This window comes from Flavobacterium sp. F52 (assembly GCF_000278705.1).
In the GTDB taxonomy this organism is placed as follows: Bacteria; Bacteroidota; Bacteroidia; order Flavobacteriales; family Flavobacteriaceae; genus Flavobacterium; species Flavobacterium anhuiense.
The window spans coordinates 322,346-341,155 of sequence record NZ_AKZQ01000037.1; the positions used below are offsets into that span (position 1 = coordinate 322,346).

Genomic DNA, 18,810 nt, shown 5'->3' on the forward strand with positions numbered 1-18,810 from the left:
GTTAAACATTTGATTTATAAGTAATATCTTTCAGGTTTATTTGAATTTTAGCAAAATAGAATAGAAATTCATCCGGACTAGTTATAATTATAAAACTGGTATACTTTATTGGTACGGTAAGAAACTACTTTTGCCCAAAAAATAATAAACCAAAATGAAAAAAATCTATTTTGCTGTCTTTACAGTAATTTGTACCAATTTTTACGCACAGACAAAGCAAGATTCCATCAACCAAATGGATGAAGTTATTATTAATGAAGGCCGTTTTAATACGCCTATTTCTAAGCAAAACAGAAATGTTTACGTTATTTCTAGCGAAACCATAAAAAAACTGCCAGGAAGAACATTGCAAGAAGTATTGCAATATGCCAACGGAGTCGATATTAGACAAAGAGGACCTTTTGGAACTCAAGCAGACATCAGTGTTGACGGCGGAAGTTTTGAGCAGACTGTTGTTCTGTTAAACGGAGCAAAAGTAATCGACTCGCAAACGGCCCATAATATGCTGAATCTGCCTCTTCCGGTTGAAGCAATTGAAAGAATTGAAGTAGTTCGCGGACCAGCAGCAAGGATTTATGGGATCAACAGTTTAACTGGAGCGATTAATATCATTACCAAAAAGCCAACTGATTCTGGATTTTTAGTAAGCACTTATGCAGGTTCTAACTTCGAAAAAGATACTCAGGACACTGGCGATACATTTTACGGAACAGGCGTTCAAGCAGGAGCTGTTTTAGGCAAAGAAAAACAACAGCATTTGCTTTTTGCTTCGCACGATAAAAGTAATGGTTACCGTTATAATACAGCTTTTGAAAACAATAAAATTTTCTACCAAGGAAATGTGCAGATAAATGATAAGAACGAAATCTTAGGTTCTGCAGGTTACATCAAAAATGGATTTGGAGCAAACGGATTTTACGCTGCGCCAGGAGATAAAAATTCTACTGAGATTGTTCAGACTACGTTTGCCAACATTCAGTCCAATCATCAAATTACAGATAGCTGGAAAATCATGCCGAGAGTTACTTACCGATACAATTATGATGATTACCGTTATTTAGGAAATTCAAATCTGGCTGTGGGAAGAAGTCAGCATTATACTAATTCTATTGCGGGAGAATTGAATTCTACGATTAAATTATCAAAAGGAGAAATTGGTTTTGGAGCTGAATTCAGAAATGAAAATATTCATTCTTCAAACATTGGAGATCACGATCGCGAAAATGTGGGACTTTATGCAGAATACAGAAGAAGCTTTACTGAAAAACTGGATGTAAATATCGGAACATATTTAAATTACAATTCAGATTATAAATGGCAGATTTATCCAGGAATTGATGCAAGTTATGCCATTACAGATGCATTTAAAATCATTGGAAATGTAGGAACAAGCCAAAGAATTCCGTCGTTTACCGATTTGTATCTGAAGCAGACCGGAAATATCGGGAATCCAGATTTAGATTCAGAAAATGCTTTTCAGAGCGAAATTGGATTTAAATACAATAAAAGAGCTTTGAGCTTGAACGCTAATTATTTCTACAGAAAAATAGACAATTATATCGACTGGATGCGTAATGCTACAAATGTGCCTTGGCAGAGCCAGAACAAAGGAGATTTGAACACAAACGGAATTAATTTACGCGGAAATTACAGATTTGATTTCTCTAAAGATTCTAGATTAAGCATTTTCTTAGCCTATACTTATTTAGATTCTGAATTTAAGACGACACGTACAGAAACGTATTCAAAATATGCAATTTCTTCATTAAAACATCAAATTACCAATACAATAGATTATCAGTTTAAAAACCTGTCTGTAATGTTTGCAACTCGTTTCAACGAAAGAATTACAGGACCATCTTATTGGGTAAATGACTTTAGGGTAAGTCAAGCGATTAATAAATTCACTATTTTCTTAGATGGTCAGAATATTTTTAATGCCACTTATTATGAAGTAGGGGCGGTGCCATTGCCATCACGCTGGTTTACTTTGGGAGTAAAACTGGTAACTTTTTAAAAAGACTTTTTTTTCAGATTTTAGATTGTTAAAAAACGGCCTGTAAATATTGATTTACAGGCCGTTTGATTTTACTATTAGTCAGTTATAGAAACATTTAAGCTATCTACTTTTTTAAGTACTGCTGCTTCTTTTTTAGTGCTAGGAGAATCTTCGTCATTGCAAAGTGCGTCGCAGCTGTAATTGAAACTTACTAAAATGACGATTGCGATAATTTTAAAATATAAGTTGTTCATGTTATTGGGGTTAAGGATTAAATTTTTGCGCAAAATATAATGGCTTCCCGTTCTCTACTTATATAATTTTAGGCAAATCTTTCATTATTCCCACTTTTTTATTTAACAGATAATGGTTTAAAAATCAATTGTTTGAAGGGTTTAGTGTGGGAATTATGTAAAAATACGCTAACAATTATATAAATGAAAGATTTTTAAAATATGAACTTTGAAAATGAGAATATTCTGAATGTCTAACCCAAAAGATTATAATCATGAATATAAAAGGAAGTATAATTGTAATAGAAGAAAACAAAGAAAATCGTCTTTTGTTTCAGGAAATTATTTCAGATTTGGAACTCAGGAATACTCTGCTTTGTTTCAACACCTTTGCTGAGGCTATGTTGTATATGGGTACTCAAAAAAATATACCTTTTTTGTTATTTTCCAATGTATTGCAATTCAATGAAGATGACAGACAATCCAGTTATAAAAAAACAATATTAAGGAAGATGAAATGTCCTTGCCTTTTTTATTCTATTTTGTTTACCAGTTCTTTTGTCATAGATACTTATGCAATACCTGCAAAGAGTTATTTTATTACGCCTTACAGCGATGAAAAATTTAAAGAAACTATACAGACCATAATAGAATACTGGTCACTGAAACATTCTGCCGAACAATACAAATCAAAATGGCGAAACAAAATAAAAACACTATAATACAGAATCTTATAAATTTTCTCCAAAATGATATAACAAATACTTCGCTTAATTTATTGAATTTTACTGTTTTATGAAACGAGGTAATAATCATACTTTCAATTTCTGATGGTATAAAAACAGTAGAAAATGGATGCAAGAAATGAAAACAACGATTTATTCCAAGATGGCATTGATCGTACTCAAGAAGCAAATTGGGATCCTATTTTGGGGTATCGCATGTATTTTCCGAATGACGAGAATAAGGATGAGGAATTAAATGAAGCCAATAGCCCAATTCAAAAACCAAATACAGGAGATTGGGGAGATGATGCTGATTACGAAGAGCTCAGACATAAAGATAATTCCATCATGAACATTCGAACTTTTCGAAATGAAGAAACAAAAACAGATTAAAGAATAAAAAGAGTGGTTTTCCACTCTTTTTTTATACAGGAAGATAAATACAAATAATAGTTCCTTTTTCTGGTTTGCTTGAAACTTGAATGAAACCGTTATGATTGGAAACGATCTTATGCACGATCGTCAAACCCAATCCGCTGCCATAATGGTCTTCGTTACTATGAAGTTTATAGAAAGGATCAAAAATTAAATTTTCAAAATCTTTCGTAAACCCCATTCCATTATCTTTAATCATGATTTTAGTATAATTTCGGCTTGAATTGGCATTTACATGTTTAATTTCCTCTGGAGATGGCTGTACTGCACTTATTTTAATCTGGGGATTTACACCTTTCTTAGTATATTTAATAGAATTGATTATTAAATGAGAAAAAAGCTGTTTCATCTGGGAAGGAATACTATAAAGAACAGGAAGCAAATCGGAAATAATTTCTGCTTTGTGCTCTTGGATCATGACTTTTAGTTCGATCATAACTTTTTTTATTACAACATTAAGATCAGTCTTCTTAAAAGATTTTTCGCTAAAATTTACTTTAGAATAATCAATTAAATCTTCAATAAGCTGATTCAGATTTACAGCTGTATTCAATAGGCGATGCAAATTGTGTTTTCCTGATTCCGACAATAACTTTTCGGAGTCTAAAACCTTTTTTCCAAACATATAGATTTTTCGTCCAGGTTCAAGCAAATTATGGCTCGCTGCGTTGGTAAATGATTCTAGATGTTCACTGTAGCTTTTTAATTCAAGGTTTTTATTTTTAATAGATTCATTGCTAAACTCTAACTCTGTAATATCTTCAAGTGCAATTAAAATCATTCCTTCGGGAACAGAATGAATAATGGGAGTGGCATTTAAAATCATTGTTTTTTTTATTCCGTTTTCAAGAATAAAACTGATTTTAAAATTTTCTACCGTTTCTCCCTGATTTACTTTCTTCAAAACAGATTCTTTGAATTCTGGAATATTCCAATGGCAAGAGCCAATTTCAAAAATTGAATTTCCTTCTGTTTCTTCCTGAATGGTTTTAAAATAATTGTAAAATGAAGTATTGGCGCTTTTTATAGCAGCGTTTCGATCAATTATAAGTATTGGCTCTCGGATTGTTTTTACAATAGATTCGTAAAAGTTTCGCATAAGAGCAAGTTCATCCCTACGGTTCTGTAATTCTTCATTTAAAAAAGAAAGCTCCTTGTTATTTGACTTCAATTCTTCAGCAGAAGCCGTTAGTTTTTCGTTTATAAGCTGTAGTTCTTCAGTATTAGTCAATAATTCTACGTTGGTATTCTGCAGTTCTTCAAAATAAATCTGCTGTTCTTCGGTAACTCTTTTAAAATCGCCTCGAAGCTGATGCAATTCTTTTTCAAATTCGTTCGAAGGACTTTCGGCATTGGTAATGAGTTCTGAATGCGAAAGTGTTTTTTTGCAAAAGACAATCAATAGCAAATCAAGATTTGAAGGAAGAAAAATAACTTCGAAAGAAGTTAAAAAAGATTGCTTTTTTACAGCAATGTAGCCGCCTGAGAAGTTTTTTTTCTCGTTTCTTGCTTTTAAAATGGCATTTCTAAGTTCCAGACTAATCTCTTCTCGAACCATATTTAAGATATTAAAACTTGGTTTTCCAGATGCTGGCTGCAAAAACGGACTTGTGTCTCCGTGAAAATAGACAATTTCAAGCTGTTCGTTTATCATTACGGCCGCAGGAGAAAAATTTTCAAGAAGAATGTCAGAAGCAATTTTTTTATAATCTATTTCCGTTTCTGGGCTAACATTTTTTGTTCGATCGCTGTTTGAGCCTAAACGGATAGTTTTGGGATGTTTCGTTTCATTTTTTCGAATATAGATTTTCTCTTGTTTATCCACTATGGCGAATAAATCGGGCACATTATGGGCTGTTTCTGCTTTTCCTAAAAATAAATATCCATTATCTCTTAGAGAATAATGAAAAGAAGTCAACACTTGATTTTGTAATTCTGTATCAAAGTAGATTAAAACATTGCGGCAGGAGATAAGATCTATTTTAGAAAATGAGGCATCTTTTGTTAAATCATGAACGGCAAATACACACATGTCCTGAATAATTTTATTGACATGAAATGTATTGTTTCTTTTTGTAAAATATTTTTCGAGTCTTTCACTGCTAATATTTTTGACATCTTGCAAAGTGTATATTCCCGAGCGCGCTTTGACAATGCAATGATCAGATAAATCGGAGGCAAAAATTTGAATTTTTATATTATGCTTATTGTTCTGCTCTAAATATTCGTGCAGACAGATTGCCAGTGAATATGCTTCTTCTCCCGTCGAGCAGCCCGCAGACCAAATACGTAAAATCTCATTGTTTGCATTTTCTATTAAAGAGGGAAAAATGGCTGTGCACAAATGATCGAAAAATGAAGCATCTCTAAAAAAGTAAGTCACAGGAATAAGAATATCATTAAACAAAGCGTCTTGTTCTGCTGTACTGTTTTTTAGAATATTCAAGTATTTTTGAGTGCTTTCCTGATGTGTGACCACCATTCTTTTTGCAATACGTCTTCGAATTGTCTGATGTTTATAATGTTGAAAATTGGTTCCTGTTCTTAGTTGTAATAAAGCAGTAATTTCTTTAAGTAAATTTTCTTCCTCTTCATTGCTATTGTTTTGATTGTCTTGGTAAGCGTGATTGACTACATAACTGTTTTGTATTTCTTTTAATTTGTCTGAAACTCGATCTTGCGGACTAAAATAATCTATAAAATTTCCAGTGTCATCGTTTTTCGGAATTCCCTTTTTGTGCAGAATTGCAATAGAAGTACCGCCCATTTCTTTGACTTTTTTTAGTCCGGCAAAACCATCTACAGCGCTTCCAGAAATAACAAGACCAATGGTATAACTTTTATAAATGCTAGCAAGAGAATCAAAAAAGAAATCGAGGCAGTTGGCAGAATTACTGCTTCTTGTTCGTGATTTAAGCACCAGCGAACCATTTTCAATTTCGAGAAAATTATTAGCTGGAATAACATAAATGTGATTTGGGTGAAGATCAACTGAGCTGACAATTTCTATAACTGGCATTTCTGAATACGATTCGAGTTCTAATGCTAGATTTTCGGTTTGTGGAAAATACAAATCTTCCATAATGAGATAAGCCATTCTAGAATCTGCGGGAAATTCTGAAATTACTTTTTTTAGAATTTCAATTTCTGATGAAGCTGAACTAATGGCAACAATCGGAAAAAAAGATTCGGCTTTTTGAGTTCTATTTAAATGCACAATATTCATGGTCGTTTGGGGTTAAGTTACCTTCATATGACGAAAGCTTTATACTAAAAACGTAGACATGCAAAAACAGATGCAATTAGTAAATGCATGTATAGCAACAAAATAGAAAATAGAAAGTATGAGATTGCTTTCACCAAATAAACGATTAAAGACAGCTATTTTTAAATTTTCAGTTTGTTTAAAAATAAGAGTCCATTAAACAATAGACTTTATTAAGTGAAGATTAAAAAGATTTTGTGTATGGTAACGCTAATGTAAAAATGAAATCTGAAATTTTGTTTACATAATTTTCAGATTAAATTCTATAATTTTCAGAACAATAAAGAAAACGCCCGCACAGAAATTTGTACAGGCATTTTCAAATTAAAAAAATGAAAAAAGTGAGTATTTTATTTTTAAATGATCTGGAGATGAGGTCTTATTTGCATGCTAACAACATCGCAGCGTTTGGGCTGGCAGAGACAAAATAATACACTCATGGCAATATCTTCTGCTTCAAGCATCTTCATTTCTTTTATTTTCTCTTTTTGGACTTCTTTTGGATCAGGCTGCATATCACTTGTTACCGCACCAGGCTCTACATGCGATACTTTAATTCCAAGCGGATTAATTTCTTTGCGTAAAGCTGTGCTAAAACCTCTTATGGCAGTTTTGGTGGCTACATAAATAACTCCTGTTTTTTCTTTGACTTCGGCGCTCATAGAACCAATATTTACAATATGCCCAGATTTTTGTTCTTTCATTCTATTGACTGCTTCTTTCGCAAAAGCTATATATCCTAAGATATTGGTTTCTAAAATATACTTCCAATCCTCATACTCGCCTTCAATAATGCCGCGAGCTGGCAGAGCAGCGTTGTTAATTAAAATATCTATTCCGCCAAGGACTTTGTCAACCCTTTCCCAAATTCTGGCAATATCTTCTTTTTGGGTGATATCTGCTGTTTCTCCATAGATTTCCCCTTTAGACGATTTAGCTTTAATATCATCCATAGCGTGATAAAAGTCGGTTTCATCTCTCCCAAAAATAAAGACCTTTCCGCCAAGAGAAACTAGTAAATCGGCAATAGCTTTGCCAATTCCAGTTGTACCACCTGTTATTACAATTCGTTTCTGAGATATATTTTCAGTAAAGTAGTTTGATAAGATTTCCATGCTGCAATATTTTTATATTATTTAATGTGAAGATTGCTTAAATTGCTTTCAGCAGGACCATTCAATACTGTTCCGTCGGCTGCGAATCTGGAACCGTGGCACGGGCAATCAAAAGATTTTTCGTCTGAATTCCATTGCACAATGCAGCCCAAATGCGGACAAACAGCAGAGAAGGCGTGAAGCGTCTTGTCGTAATCTCGATAAACTGCCACTTTTCGTAATCCGAAAGAAAGAATACCGCCGTCCCCAGGTTCTAAATCGGCTGTGTTGTCAAGATCAGATCCTGTAATCCAATCTAGATATTGTGAAGCCATATTTCCAGCTTCTTTCATATAATCTCCAATTGCTTTAAAAGTGATTCGCGACGGACTGTATAAATCCTGCCATTTATTATCGATCCCTTGAATCATATCAGAAATAATCATGGCTCCAATAGTAGCGTGAGTCATTCCGTTTCCAGAGTCACCAGTAATGATAAATACATTTTGATCGCCTGGATTTCTGCCTAGAAACCCTAACGAATCAAAAGGTTCCATAACCTGTCCAGACCATTTATAGCTGATTTCATTTAACAATGGAAAATATTTTCTAGCCCAAATCTCCAATAGCTCGTAACGCGAAAATGCAGATATTCCTTCTTCATCAGCTTGTCCTGTTTTATGATCTTCACCTCCTACAATCAGCAGATCATTTTCATCATCAAAATTTTGCAATCGCACATAATGATAAGGCTGTGCAACCCATTTGGATTCTGGATCTCCAGTATCCCACCATAAAGCATGTGGCAAACTGCCTTTCGGAATTTTTCCTCCAATAACGTAGGTTCGGTAAGCGTGCTGTTTGGTATGCATGGTTAGCACATCGTTAATAGGTGTATTAGTTGCCACAACTATATATTTGCCACAAAAATTAAAACCATTTACGGTGGCGCCTTTTTCGGTTATATTTTCGGCGTGTGCTTCAGTATAAATAGTGCCGCCTAAATCGATTATAGCTTTTGAAAGTCCTTTTACATAATGTAAAATATGAAATTGCGCCTGATTTTTAAATGCGAGGCATCTTTGATTCTGAGATTCGGCCAGCGAAGGTGTATGGTTTAAAAGGACAGTTTCTAACCCTGCGTTTTGAGTAGCTTCAAATTCTTTGTCCAAATTTTTTTCCTTGTCATTCGGATGAAGAAATAAATAACCGTTTACTCTTTCAAAATCGCAATTAATCTGTAATTCATTTACAATTTTTTCTATTTCATCAATTGCGGCCGTATGGCTTTCGGCGGCAAGTCGGGCGTTTTCCTTTCCAAATGTGTTTTGAAGATAATAATATCTATCGTCTAAGGCACAAGTTAAATGTGCCGTGGTTCTTCCTGTTTCTCCGCTGCCAATAAAACCGTCTTCTACCAAAACCACTTTTTTCCCTGCTTTTAAAAGCTTATAAGCAGTTGTAAGTCCCGCAATACCGCCTCCGATAATCAGCACTTCAGTAGTAATGTCTTGAGTCGGTTTTTCGAAAGCGATTATATCGGTAGAATCGATCCAGAAAGAAACATTATCGCCTGAAGTAATACTGCCTTCATTTATATTTTGATTTGAATTTTCCATTTTTTTAAACTTTTTGTTGAGGTCTAATGCATTCATATCAAAGCTACTAAGTAAAAAATACCAATGGCTTACAGTTTTGATTCTAAAAATTTATAGGATTTCCATTGTGCTTTTATATAACAACCAATAGAAATTTTGTAAACATAAATAGTTGAATAGTAGTTTCTTAGTGCAAATTGTAAAAACGAATTATTATGAAAACATTAAAAATTTTGATTCTCATTATTCTAACAGGAATGATAGGTTCTTGTAAAAACAATAATGATGGGTACAGCGACGAAATAGAAACTAACCAAAATCCGCTAGATACTGGTGCGGCAAAAGACACTGCAAGAAGCATTAATGATAATGCCGTAAACGTCGAAGATCCGCAGAGTATGGGATCTGGCAACAGCGGATCTGCAGAACATAGCAACGCTGGAACAGGTACAGGTCCCAGTGCGAGCGCAGAAGATGGAGCAACCTACACCAGCGAATCGGGTGTACAAAAAGATAGCGTAAGATTGAAAAAAGACAGTATAAAGAAGAAAAAGAAATAACAGCATTATATAAGAAGTTTTGAAAATTGTGTAAAGAGTACATTTGTATAAAGAGCTATTTTTATAAAAATTAAAATTTGATAATGTTCATTAAAAAATATAATTATGAAAACGCAAATAATAACTAAAATGGCTTTTTTGATTCTCCTAGCAGGATTAGCATTTTCTTGTAAAAAGAATGAAGGCACTACAATAGATTCGCATGAAAATGATAGCATTCAAAACACTATGGATACTGTTGGACCAGAAGTTGATACCATAGATATGGATACGACTTCAACCGTTAAGACCGATTCTATCAAGCGATAATTGTTTTATTATGCACAAAAAACAAAAAGCTGGATCTAAAGGATTCAGCTTTTTTTGATGTTGCATCAGAAAAGACTTTCACTATGTTTTTTAGTTAAAAATCATTTTAAAGATTGCTTAAAGTGAATGCGTTTTTATTTATATTTGAGAAGGAATTTAACAAAATTCAGCGTATTTTGTAAATTAAGCAGCATTAGAAATTATTTTCACTCAGTAAGATAATGGAGTTAATAAATAATTTAGACCTTTTTAAAACTGTTTTTAATGCTGCGCCAAATGGTATTGCAGTTTTAAAACCTTTGCATAGCACTAAAAATACAATCGAAGATTTTTCAGTGCTGTTGCTAAATAACTACCTTATAAATTGGATCAATACCGAAGACTACAAGGGAAAGAGATTCAGTAAAGTTTTTTCTAAAATTGAAGGAAACACGATTCTCGAAAAGTGTATTGAAACCGCAGAAACCGGAATTACAGCCTATTTTGAGCAATGGCATAATGATGAAAGAGGAAAACAGTGCTTGAAATTTACTGTTGTTATGCAAGATGATTTATTGGTAATGACAATGGAGGATATTACCGAAAAGAAACATGCCGAAACCGAACTGAATACTGCTTTAATTGATGCGGAAAAACAAAAAAGGCTTTACAACTCTATAATAAATGGGACTCCCGATTTGGTCTATGTGTTTGATCTCGATTATAAGTTTACTTATGCCAATAAAGCCTTACTGACAATGTGGGGGAAATCGGCAGAGGATGCAATTGGGCGCGGACTTCGAGAAAATGGATATGAAGATTGGCATGCCGAAATGCACGAAAGAGAAATAGACATTGTAGTTGCTGAAAAAAAATCCATTAGAGGAACTGTTTCTTTTCCGCATGCAGAATTAGGAAGAAGGATTTACGACTATATTTTTGTTCCCGTTTTTAATGAAGACGGAAAAGTGGAACTTGTAGCAGGAACGACACGAGATATTACGGAAAGCAAACAAGCTGAAGAAAAATTGCAGCAGAGTGAAAACCGTTTTCGCAAAATGATCCATCAGACACCAGCCCCAACTTTAGTGCTACGAGGAGACGACTTGGTTATTGAGCAGATAAATAAACACATGCTTCAAATGATAGGCCGTGGTGAAGAAATTATTGGTATGCGATTGATTGATGTGCTGCCGGAACTTGAAGGGCAATATGTTTGGGAGCAGGTTTTAAAGGTTTATAATGAAGGAATTCCTTTTGACCAAAGCGAGGTTCTTGTACCGCACAATCGAACGGGAGAATTAAAAAACTACTATTATAACTTGACCTATCGCCCATTAATTGAAGAAGATCAGATAACAGGAATGATTCAAGTAGCGGTTGATGTTACCGAACAAGTTGAAGCTCGCCAGAAAATGGAAAAAAGTGAAAACCGTTTTCGAGCTTTGGTCAACGCTTCATCTGATCTGGTTTACCGAATGGATTCTGATTGGATGGTAATGCATAGCCTTGAAGGAGGAGGAAGGCTTTCTGGAACTGGAGGGCAAAGTATCAATTGGCTAGATAAATTTGTACATCCTGGCGATTTGGAACAAGCAGTTCATCTTATTTCTAAATCTATAGTGGAGAAAAGCATTTTTGAAATGGAACACAGAATTATAAAAGAAGATGATTCTGTAAGATGGGTTTTGTCTAGAGTGGTTCCGATATTAGATGAAAAAGAAAAAATCGTAGAATGGTTTGGCGCGGCGAGTGATATTACTTCACAAAAAGAACTTCAAAATGTTATAGCAGAAAGTGAAGAGAAATTTAGGCAGCTTGCCGATCTGGTGCCTCAAATTATCTGGACTGCTCGTCCTGACGGATTTATAGATTATTACAACAGCAGATGGTATGAATACACCGGTTTTAATGAATATGAATTTGGCGATTCTAGTTGGGTTCCAGCGCTCCATCCCGATGATGTTTATGATGTTTTAAGAACTTGGTATCAAAGCGTTCAAGCGGGGTCTTCTTACCAAATGGAATTTCGTTTAAAAAATGGAAGTACAGGCGAATACCGTTGGTTTTTGAGTAAAGCACTTCCTATTAGAGATAAAGAAGGCGTTATCACCAATTGGTTTGGTACCTGCACCGATATTCATGAACAGAAATCGATTACCGAAAAGCTGGAAATTTTGGTAGCGGACCGTACCAAAGAACTCCAGCGTTCTAATGATGATTTACAGCAATTTGCCCATGTGGCTTCGCATGATTTAAAAGAGCCTGTTAGGAAAATAAAAACATTTGTAAGCCGTTTGGAAGACCATCTTGAAAATAAGCTCGACGAATCGGCAACGAGATATATTGAAAGAATCCATGTAGCGGCAGACCGCATGTTTACTATGATTGACGGTGTACTTGCCTATTCTAAAATCAATGCCGACTCGCAGAAAGCAACAATAGTTGATCTTAACGAAGTCATCAAAAATATAGAAACCGATCTGGAAATTTCACTTCAAAGGACAGGGGGAAATATTTATTATCAAGGACTTCCAGTTATTGAAGGAGCTTCTGTGCTGCTTTATCAATTGTTTTATAATCTGATAAACAATTCGATTAAATTTGCTAAAGAAAATGTTCCGCCGCAGATTGCCATTAATGCAGAAGAAAAATTTGAAGACGGTAAAAGAATAGCTGTAATTACAGTACGAGACAACGGAATCGGATTTGACCCCGATCAGACGGGACGTATTTTTGAAACTTTTACCCGATTAAATTCTAAAGACCGTTATGAAGGAACTGGCTTAGGGTTGTCGCTTTGTAAAAAAATAGCGGAACGTCACGGAGGCAGCATTACAGCAAATGGAATTGTCGATAAAGGAGCTGTTTTTACAATTATGTTGCCATTTGAACAAACAGAAAAAGACATTTAAGCATGAGTAAGAAAATAATTTTATTAGCCGATGATGACAGGGACGACGCAGAAATGTTTTGCGAAGCGTTGGCTGATATAGATGAAAGTATTATTTGTCACTGTGCAGAAAATGGGGATCAAGCATTGAAAATGCTAAATAGTCAAGATAAAACACCTGAAGTTGTCTTTTTAGATTTAAATATGCCTATTATGAATGGATGGGAATGTCTGAAACGATTAAAATCGGAAGAGCGTTATAAAGATATTCCGGTAATTATGATTTCTACTTCTTCACACAAAAATGATATGGAAGCTGCTGGCGACCTTGGCGCATTCTGTTATTTTGTGAAGCCAAATAATTTCAACGATCTAAAACAAGTGCTGGGACTGATTACCTCAAATCTTGAAAACGGATTAAAAGAACCGCTTTCCAATCTGGAAAAGAACCAATACCTGCATCTTTTTCTTTAGAATTTAAAAATACTTTTCAATTCAGATTTTAAAAACGTATGAATTTCTTTTATAAATAAGAATTTCAAAACGATGTATTTGTGTTTTTTAATTATTTGATTATGAGAACTTTGTTTTCTTCTTAAAAATGCTTTTTCAATTAATTTTAAAAAAATTCAATTTAAACTTGACTAATTCGGTAGAATTAATATATATTTGTATCGAAGAAAATTTATAACATGATACTTATCCAGAAAGACTGAGGGAATAGGCCCAATGAAGTCTTAGCAACCTGTTGCCGAATAAGGTGCTAAATCCTTCCGCTACAAGCGGGCAGATAAGAAAGATTTCTCCGTAAATCTGTTTAAGATCATCTAACCAAATCTTTATTAATATGAAAGCTGAATCAATTGTATATGTCGGTTATGAGCTCTTGAATTCCATTTTTGAAGAAAACGCCTTTGCTTTTTTCTAAATGCTAAAACAATAGTCTATTCCAGATTCTCTTTGTAAAATAAAATACTGCCAATGACTTCTGACATTGGCCTGAAATTCTTTTGTCTAATCTTAAAACTAAAAAAAATGAAAAAAATACTATTAGGTTTCGCTTTATTTCTTGGAGCTCTTCAAACTCAGGCTCAGGAAAATAATTTACAATTGAAAGGAACTGTTGCTGATACTGTAGCGCAATACGTTTACTTGCAGAAGTTTCACAATAAGATGTTTACCACGATTGATTCGGCAAAAGTAAAAGACGGAAATTTTAGTTTTAAAACGAAAGTAAAAACGCCAGATTTATACGGATTAAGCGTAAATACAGAAAGTTCGCCATTGCATATTTTTCTAGAAAAAAATCCGATTACAGTAAAACTGAGTCCGAAGAAATATTACACAACATCTGTGGTTGAAGGTTCTGCTTCTCAGGATTTGTTTGAAGCCTATAAAAAGAGCAAAGATGTAGAAATCAGTAAATTCATAACAGAAAATCCAAAATCTATTGTTTCTGCTTATGTATTGTACAGAAACTGGTCTTACAGATTAACACCTGAACAGATTACACAAAATATTGCTTTGCTAGATAAAAGTCTTCAAAGTACTACTTACGTGAAAGAATTAAAAGAACTGGCTATTGTTTTAGACGGATTATCGGTAGGTAAAAAAGCCCCAGATTTTACAGCCAATGATCCTGATGGAAAGCCAGTTCGACTTTATGATAACTTAAAAGGCTATACTTTAATTGATTTTTGGGCTTCATGGTGCGGACCTTGCAGAAGAGAGAATCCAAATATTGTTGCGGCTTACAAAGAATTTCATGACAAAGGATTCAATATTGTCGCAATTTCTTTGGATAAAAAGAAAGAAAATTGGCTTAAAGGAATTAAAGACGATAATTTAACCTGGACGCATGTTTCTGATTTGCTTTTCTGGAACAGTGCAGTTGCCAAATTATATGGTGTAAGAGCCATTCCTGGAAATTATTTGGTGGATTCGAAAGGAGTAATCGTTGCGAAAAACCTGTATGGAGAAGAATTGCAATCTACATTGAAAAGACTTTTAGAAAATAAAATTTAAAAAAGAAAAGCGCAATCTTGTCTTTCAGATGAATGATAAGATTGATAAGAAATACAAATAATACAATATTAGTTAATTTTAAAATGACAAGGATATGAATGCTATTGAGCCAACAACAAAACCAACAGAACCTGAGTGTTACTTTTCTAAATTTAGAGAAAATACAGTAGGAATTGACCATACTTTCGAATCGGTTTACGGAGAACAGAATCTAGTTTATGCAGACTGGGTTGCCAGCGGAAGATTATATGCCCCGATCGAAGATATCATGCTCAATAAAATTGGTCCCATGATTGCCAATACGCATTCACTTTCAAGTCAGACAGGAAAAACTTCTACTTACGCCTATCAGCATGCGAGAGATATTATTAAAAAATCGGTAAATGCCAGCCCATCAGACGTTTTGGTTACTACTGGGAGCGGTATGACGGCTGCTTTATCAAAATTGCAGCGTATCATGGCGCTTCGAACAAAAGCTGAAGAAGATAAACCAGTGGTTTTCATCACACACATGGAGCATCATTCCAATCAGGTTTCTTGGTATGAAACGAATGCAGAAGTGGTTATTCTGCCACCTGATGAAAATAATTTAGTTGACCCAAAAGCTCTTTCGTCAGCAATAAAAAAATATGCCGACAGAAGCTTAAAAATCGGTTCGTTTACAGCTTGTTCAAATGTTACAGGAATTATTACGCCTTATCGCGAATTGGCCAAAATCATGCATCAAAACGGCGGACTTTGTTTTGTAGATTTTGCGGCTTCGGCGCCGTATGTTAAAATTGATATGCATCCAGAAGACCCAGAAGAACAATTGGATGCGATTTTCTTTTCTCCGCATAAATTTTTAGGAGGGCCAGGAACTTGCGGTATTCTGGTTTTTAATGAAAAATTATACCAATCTGATTTTCCTGATAATCCAGGTGGAGGAAATGTAAAATGGACCAATCCGTTAGGAAAATATTGTTACAGTGATGTGATAGAAGTAAGAGAAGATGGCGGAACTCCAGGATTTCTGCAGGTTATTAGAACGGCATTGGCTTTAGAATTGAAAGAGCAAATGGGAGTGGAGAACATCAAAAAAAGAGAAAAAGAATTGCTTGACCTTTGTTTTTCGAGACTTCAAAAAATACAAGGCTTGTCTATTTTAGGAGATTTGACCACCGAGCGAATTGGCTGTGTATCGTTTGTAATTGAAGATATTCACTACAATCTAATTGTAAGACTTTTAAACGACCGTTTCGGAATTCAGGTTCGCGGTGGCTGGTCGTGTGCTAGTACTTATGCTCATTATTTGTTTAATATCAACGAAAAGAAATCGGCAGAGATTACAAACGAATTATTACAGCGAAATCAGACCAATAAACCGGGTTGGGTACGTTTGTCATTGCATCCAATTACAACCAATGAAGAGCTTTTGTATATCTGCGATGCCATTGAAAAAGTGGCTCATAATTATAAAAAGTGGAAAAAAGATTATGTATATAATTCGGTTTCAAATGAATTTGAAAATCCCGAAATTAAAGATACCATCGCAAGAGAAGTAAATGAATGGTTTAAGTTAGATTAGTTAGTAGTAAACCTAACAGGTTTTGAAAACCTGTTAGGTTTATAAAAAGAAGAATTATTTAAGCGATTCAATAATTTTTTCTCGATGCGCCAATCCCCAATTGACTAAGGTTTCGGTTACGGGAAGAACCGATTTTCCGTATTCGGTAATAGCATAAATTACAGTTGCAGGTTTGGTATCTTGTTCTGTTCTGCTGATGAGTAAATTGGTTTCCAATTCTTTGAGTTCTTTACTTAGCATTTTAGCCGAAATGCCGTCAATTTCTCGCTGCATTTTTTTAAAATGAATAACTTGATGTGTTCTATTGGTTAAAAACCTTAGAATCATCAATTTCCATTTGCCTCCCAAAACATCAAGACTGTCACGCATTGCCATCAATTCTTCAGAACAATTGGCTTCGCGAAGGACTCCATTATCGTTAATTTTTGCCATACTAGTTTCTCTTTGGTAACCGGTTACCTTGGGTTAACCCATAACAAAAATAAAATATTAGGGCGATACTTTTGTAAACTAAAATCATAAAAATGAAAGCAATTGTATTACAGGGAAACCTTGAATTTAGACTGGAAACAGTAGAAATTCCAAAGCCAGAACCGCATCAGATTCAGGTAAAGATTATGGCTTCAGGATTTAATCCGATTGATTATCAAATGACCGAAAACGGCTCTGAAAGAAAGTTGATCCATTCGCCAATTTTAGGACGCGAATTTTCGGGAATCGTAACAGCAATTGGAGCTGAGGTAACCCAATTTAAAATTGGCGATGCTGTTTTCTGCGGATCAGGAAGTATGGGATCTAATGGCACTTATGCAGAATATATTTGTGTTCCAGAAGGTATTGCAGTTAAGAAACCTCAAAAGATTTCTTTTGACGAAGCAGCGGGAATTCCATCAGCAGGACTTACGGCTTTACAGTCTTTTAATCGAATGAATGCTTCTTCAACCGATTCGATATTGATTACAGGAGCTGCGGGTGGAGTAGGAAATGTATTTATTAAACTGCTTATCGCTAAAGGTTTTACCAATTTTGTCGTTACAGCTGGGAATGAAGAAAGTATAAATTCTTTAGTAAATCTTGGTGTAAAATCAGAACAGATCATCAATTATAGAAAAGAAGATATTTACGAAGCAGCTTTTTCATTAAACGGAAATCAAAAATTTGATATTGCAGTAGATTTTGTCGGAAATCAGGTTGCTGAAATTGCAGCAAAACTTTTAAAAATAAACGGAAAGTATATTGATGTAACGAATTTTTCTACTCCAGAATCGAGAAGCATACTTTTTTCTAAAGGAGCCACAATTCATAACATTTCAAATTATGCGTATGGAATTGAAAAGCAATATGATTATTATAAAAACGGATTGGCAGAATTAAGTCATTTGATAGAAAATGAAATAATCAGTCCACCAAATATTAATGTAATAGGAGGATTAAAGAAAGAAACAGTGGACACATCACTTGCAATTCTTAGAAAAAATAAAACGAATGGCCGAAAACTAATCATGCAGATTCATAAAGAATGAGAACAATACCAAGAAGAATCGTAACAGGCTTACGAAATGGAAAATCGATTATAGAACAAGATGAAATCGTTTCGAATGTATCGGAGCATTTTCCGGGACTAATTATTTCTGATATTTGGTCGACCGATTCCACGCCAGCAAAATTTGAAGAAAAAATTATAGAAAATACCGCTTTTCCAAATACGCCAAAAAACGGAAGTTATTTTCGCTATGTCCAGATTCCGCCCGATAAAGATTTGGGAGTGATAGCCTTAGAAGGAGAACCCCATCCGTTGATGCATCAGACCGATACTTTAGATTACATTATCATTATTTCGGGTGAAATTTACCTGATTGTTGATGAAGAAGAAACTTTGCTGCAAGCTGGAGATATTGTAATTCAGCGCGGAACCAATCATGCGTGGAGCAATCGATCCAATTCGCCTTGTATCCAATTGGCCGTTTTACTCGACGCAACGAAAACAGAAAAATAATATTTATACGCCGATAATTACATTTTGATTTCTTTCTAAAATTGCAATGATCATCTGATTGTTGCAATTTTTTTTGCTTCAAAGCCTTAAAAATTGTTCCAATTTATAAAATGAAACAATTTTGAGTGTTTG

At 34.5% G+C, this 18,810-nt stretch carries 16 protein-coding genes and 1 riboswitch; of the genes, 11 read left to right on the top strand and 5 right to left on the bottom strand.

From position 1 onward, the window contains the following. Positions 1-154 precede the first annotated feature (154 nt). A complete protein-coding gene (locus tag FF52_RS19915) occupies positions 155-2,017 on the top strand; it encodes a TonB-dependent receptor plug domain-containing protein (RefSeq protein WP_008468399.1) in 1,863 nt (620 codons plus the stop codon). A gap of 77 nt (positions 2,018-2,094) precedes the next feature. Here the strand turns inward: FF52_RS19915 and FF52_RS23690 are convergent, their stop codons facing one another. Continuing rightward, complete coding sequence (locus tag FF52_RS23690) at positions 2,095-2,253, bottom strand: hypothetical protein (RefSeq protein ID WP_157498658.1); 159 nt, start codon at positions 2,251-2,253, stop codon at positions 2,095-2,097. 254 nt (positions 2,254-2,507) lie between these two features. On the opposite strand from FF52_RS23690, the gene FF52_RS19920 reads away from it, so the two are divergent. Together FF52_RS19920 and FF52_RS19925 are read left to right on the top strand one after the other, a co-directional pair. Next, a complete protein-coding gene (locus FF52_RS19920) occupies positions 2,508-2,954 on the top strand; it encodes a hypothetical protein (RefSeq protein WP_008468401.1) in 447 nt (148 codons plus the stop codon). 129 nt (positions 2,955-3,083) lie between these two features. Next, complete coding sequence (locus FF52_RS19925) at positions 3,084-3,350, top strand: hypothetical protein (protein ID WP_008468402.1); 267 nt, start codon at positions 3,084-3,086, stop codon at positions 3,348-3,350. Between the two features lie 31 nt (positions 3,351-3,381). Here FF52_RS19925 and FF52_RS19930 read toward each other — a convergent pair whose 3' ends face one another. From FF52_RS19930 to FF52_RS19940, 3 genes are all read right to left on the bottom strand, one after another. Then, positions 3,382-6,618 carry a CheR family methyltransferase gene (locus FF52_RS19930; protein ID WP_008468404.1) on the bottom strand — a complete coding sequence of 1,079 codons (3,237 nt, stop codon included), beginning with the start codon at positions 6,616-6,618 and terminating at the stop codon, positions 3,382-3,384. A 395-nt stretch (positions 6,619-7,013) separates the two neighbouring features. Next, entirely contained in the window at positions 7,014-7,772 is a 759-nt protein-coding gene (locus FF52_RS19935; RefSeq protein ID WP_008468405.1) for an SDR family oxidoreductase, read from the bottom strand. 17 nt (positions 7,773-7,789) lie between these two features. Then, entirely contained in the window at positions 7,790-9,370 is a 1,581-nt protein-coding gene (locus FF52_RS19940) for an FAD-dependent oxidoreductase (protein ID WP_008468407.1), read from the bottom strand. Between the two features lie 194 nt (positions 9,371-9,564). Between FF52_RS19940 and FF52_RS19945 the strand changes: the two genes are divergently transcribed. From FF52_RS19945 to FF52_RS19970, 6 genes are all read left to right on the top strand, one after another. Continuing rightward, positions 9,565-9,909, top strand: coding sequence for a hypothetical protein (locus FF52_RS19945; protein ID WP_008468409.1), 345 nt, complete (start codon positions 9,565-9,567; stop codon positions 9,907-9,909). 105 nt (positions 9,910-10,014) lie between these two features. After that, complete coding sequence (locus tag FF52_RS19950; protein ID WP_008468410.1) at positions 10,015-10,218, top strand: hypothetical protein; 204 nt, start codon at positions 10,015-10,017, stop codon at positions 10,216-10,218. A 221-nt stretch (positions 10,219-10,439) separates the two neighbouring features. Beyond that, complete coding sequence (locus FF52_RS19955) at positions 10,440-13,112, top strand: PAS domain S-box protein (RefSeq protein WP_008468412.1); 2,673 nt, start codon at positions 10,440-10,442, stop codon at positions 13,110-13,112. Between the two features lie 2 nt (positions 13,113-13,114). Further along, positions 13,115-13,564 (top strand): response regulator, encoded by a 450-nt coding sequence (locus FF52_RS19960; protein WP_008468413.1) that lies wholly within the window; start codon positions 13,115-13,117, stop codon positions 13,562-13,564. 222 nt (positions 13,565-13,786) lie between these two features. After that, positions 13,787-13,887: riboswitch (SAM riboswitch) on the top strand. A gap of 238 nt (positions 13,888-14,125) precedes the next feature. Continuing rightward, positions 14,126-15,115, top strand: a complete 990-nt coding sequence (locus FF52_RS19965; protein WP_008468415.1) for a TlpA disulfide reductase family protein — start codon at positions 14,126-14,128, stop codon at positions 15,113-15,115. Positions 15,116-15,209: 94 nt separating this feature from the next. After that, entirely contained in the window at positions 15,210-16,682 is a 1,473-nt protein-coding gene (locus tag FF52_RS19970; protein ID WP_008468416.1) for an aminotransferase class V-fold PLP-dependent enzyme, read from the top strand. Between the two features lie 54 nt (positions 16,683-16,736). Here FF52_RS19970 and FF52_RS19975 read toward each other — a convergent pair whose 3' ends face one another. Further along, positions 16,737-17,114 (bottom strand): winged helix-turn-helix transcriptional regulator, encoded by a 378-nt coding sequence (locus tag FF52_RS19975; RefSeq protein ID WP_008468417.1) that lies wholly within the window; start codon positions 17,112-17,114, stop codon positions 16,737-16,739. A 92-nt stretch (positions 17,115-17,206) separates the two neighbouring features. Here FF52_RS19975 and FF52_RS19980 point away from each other — a divergent pair, with 92 nt between their 5' ends. After that, positions 17,207-18,205, top strand: a complete 999-nt coding sequence (locus FF52_RS19980) for an NADP-dependent oxidoreductase (protein ID WP_008468418.1) — start codon at positions 17,207-17,209, stop codon at positions 18,203-18,205. Continuing rightward, positions 18,202-18,678: a cupin domain-containing protein gene (locus FF52_RS19985; RefSeq protein WP_008468419.1), complete on the top strand. Its 477-nt coding sequence runs from the start codon at positions 18,202-18,204 to the stop codon at positions 18,676-18,678. The genes FF52_RS19980 and FF52_RS19985 overlap by 4 nt, the downstream gene beginning before the upstream one ends. The last annotated feature ends 132 nt before the right edge of the window (positions 18,679-18,810 follow it).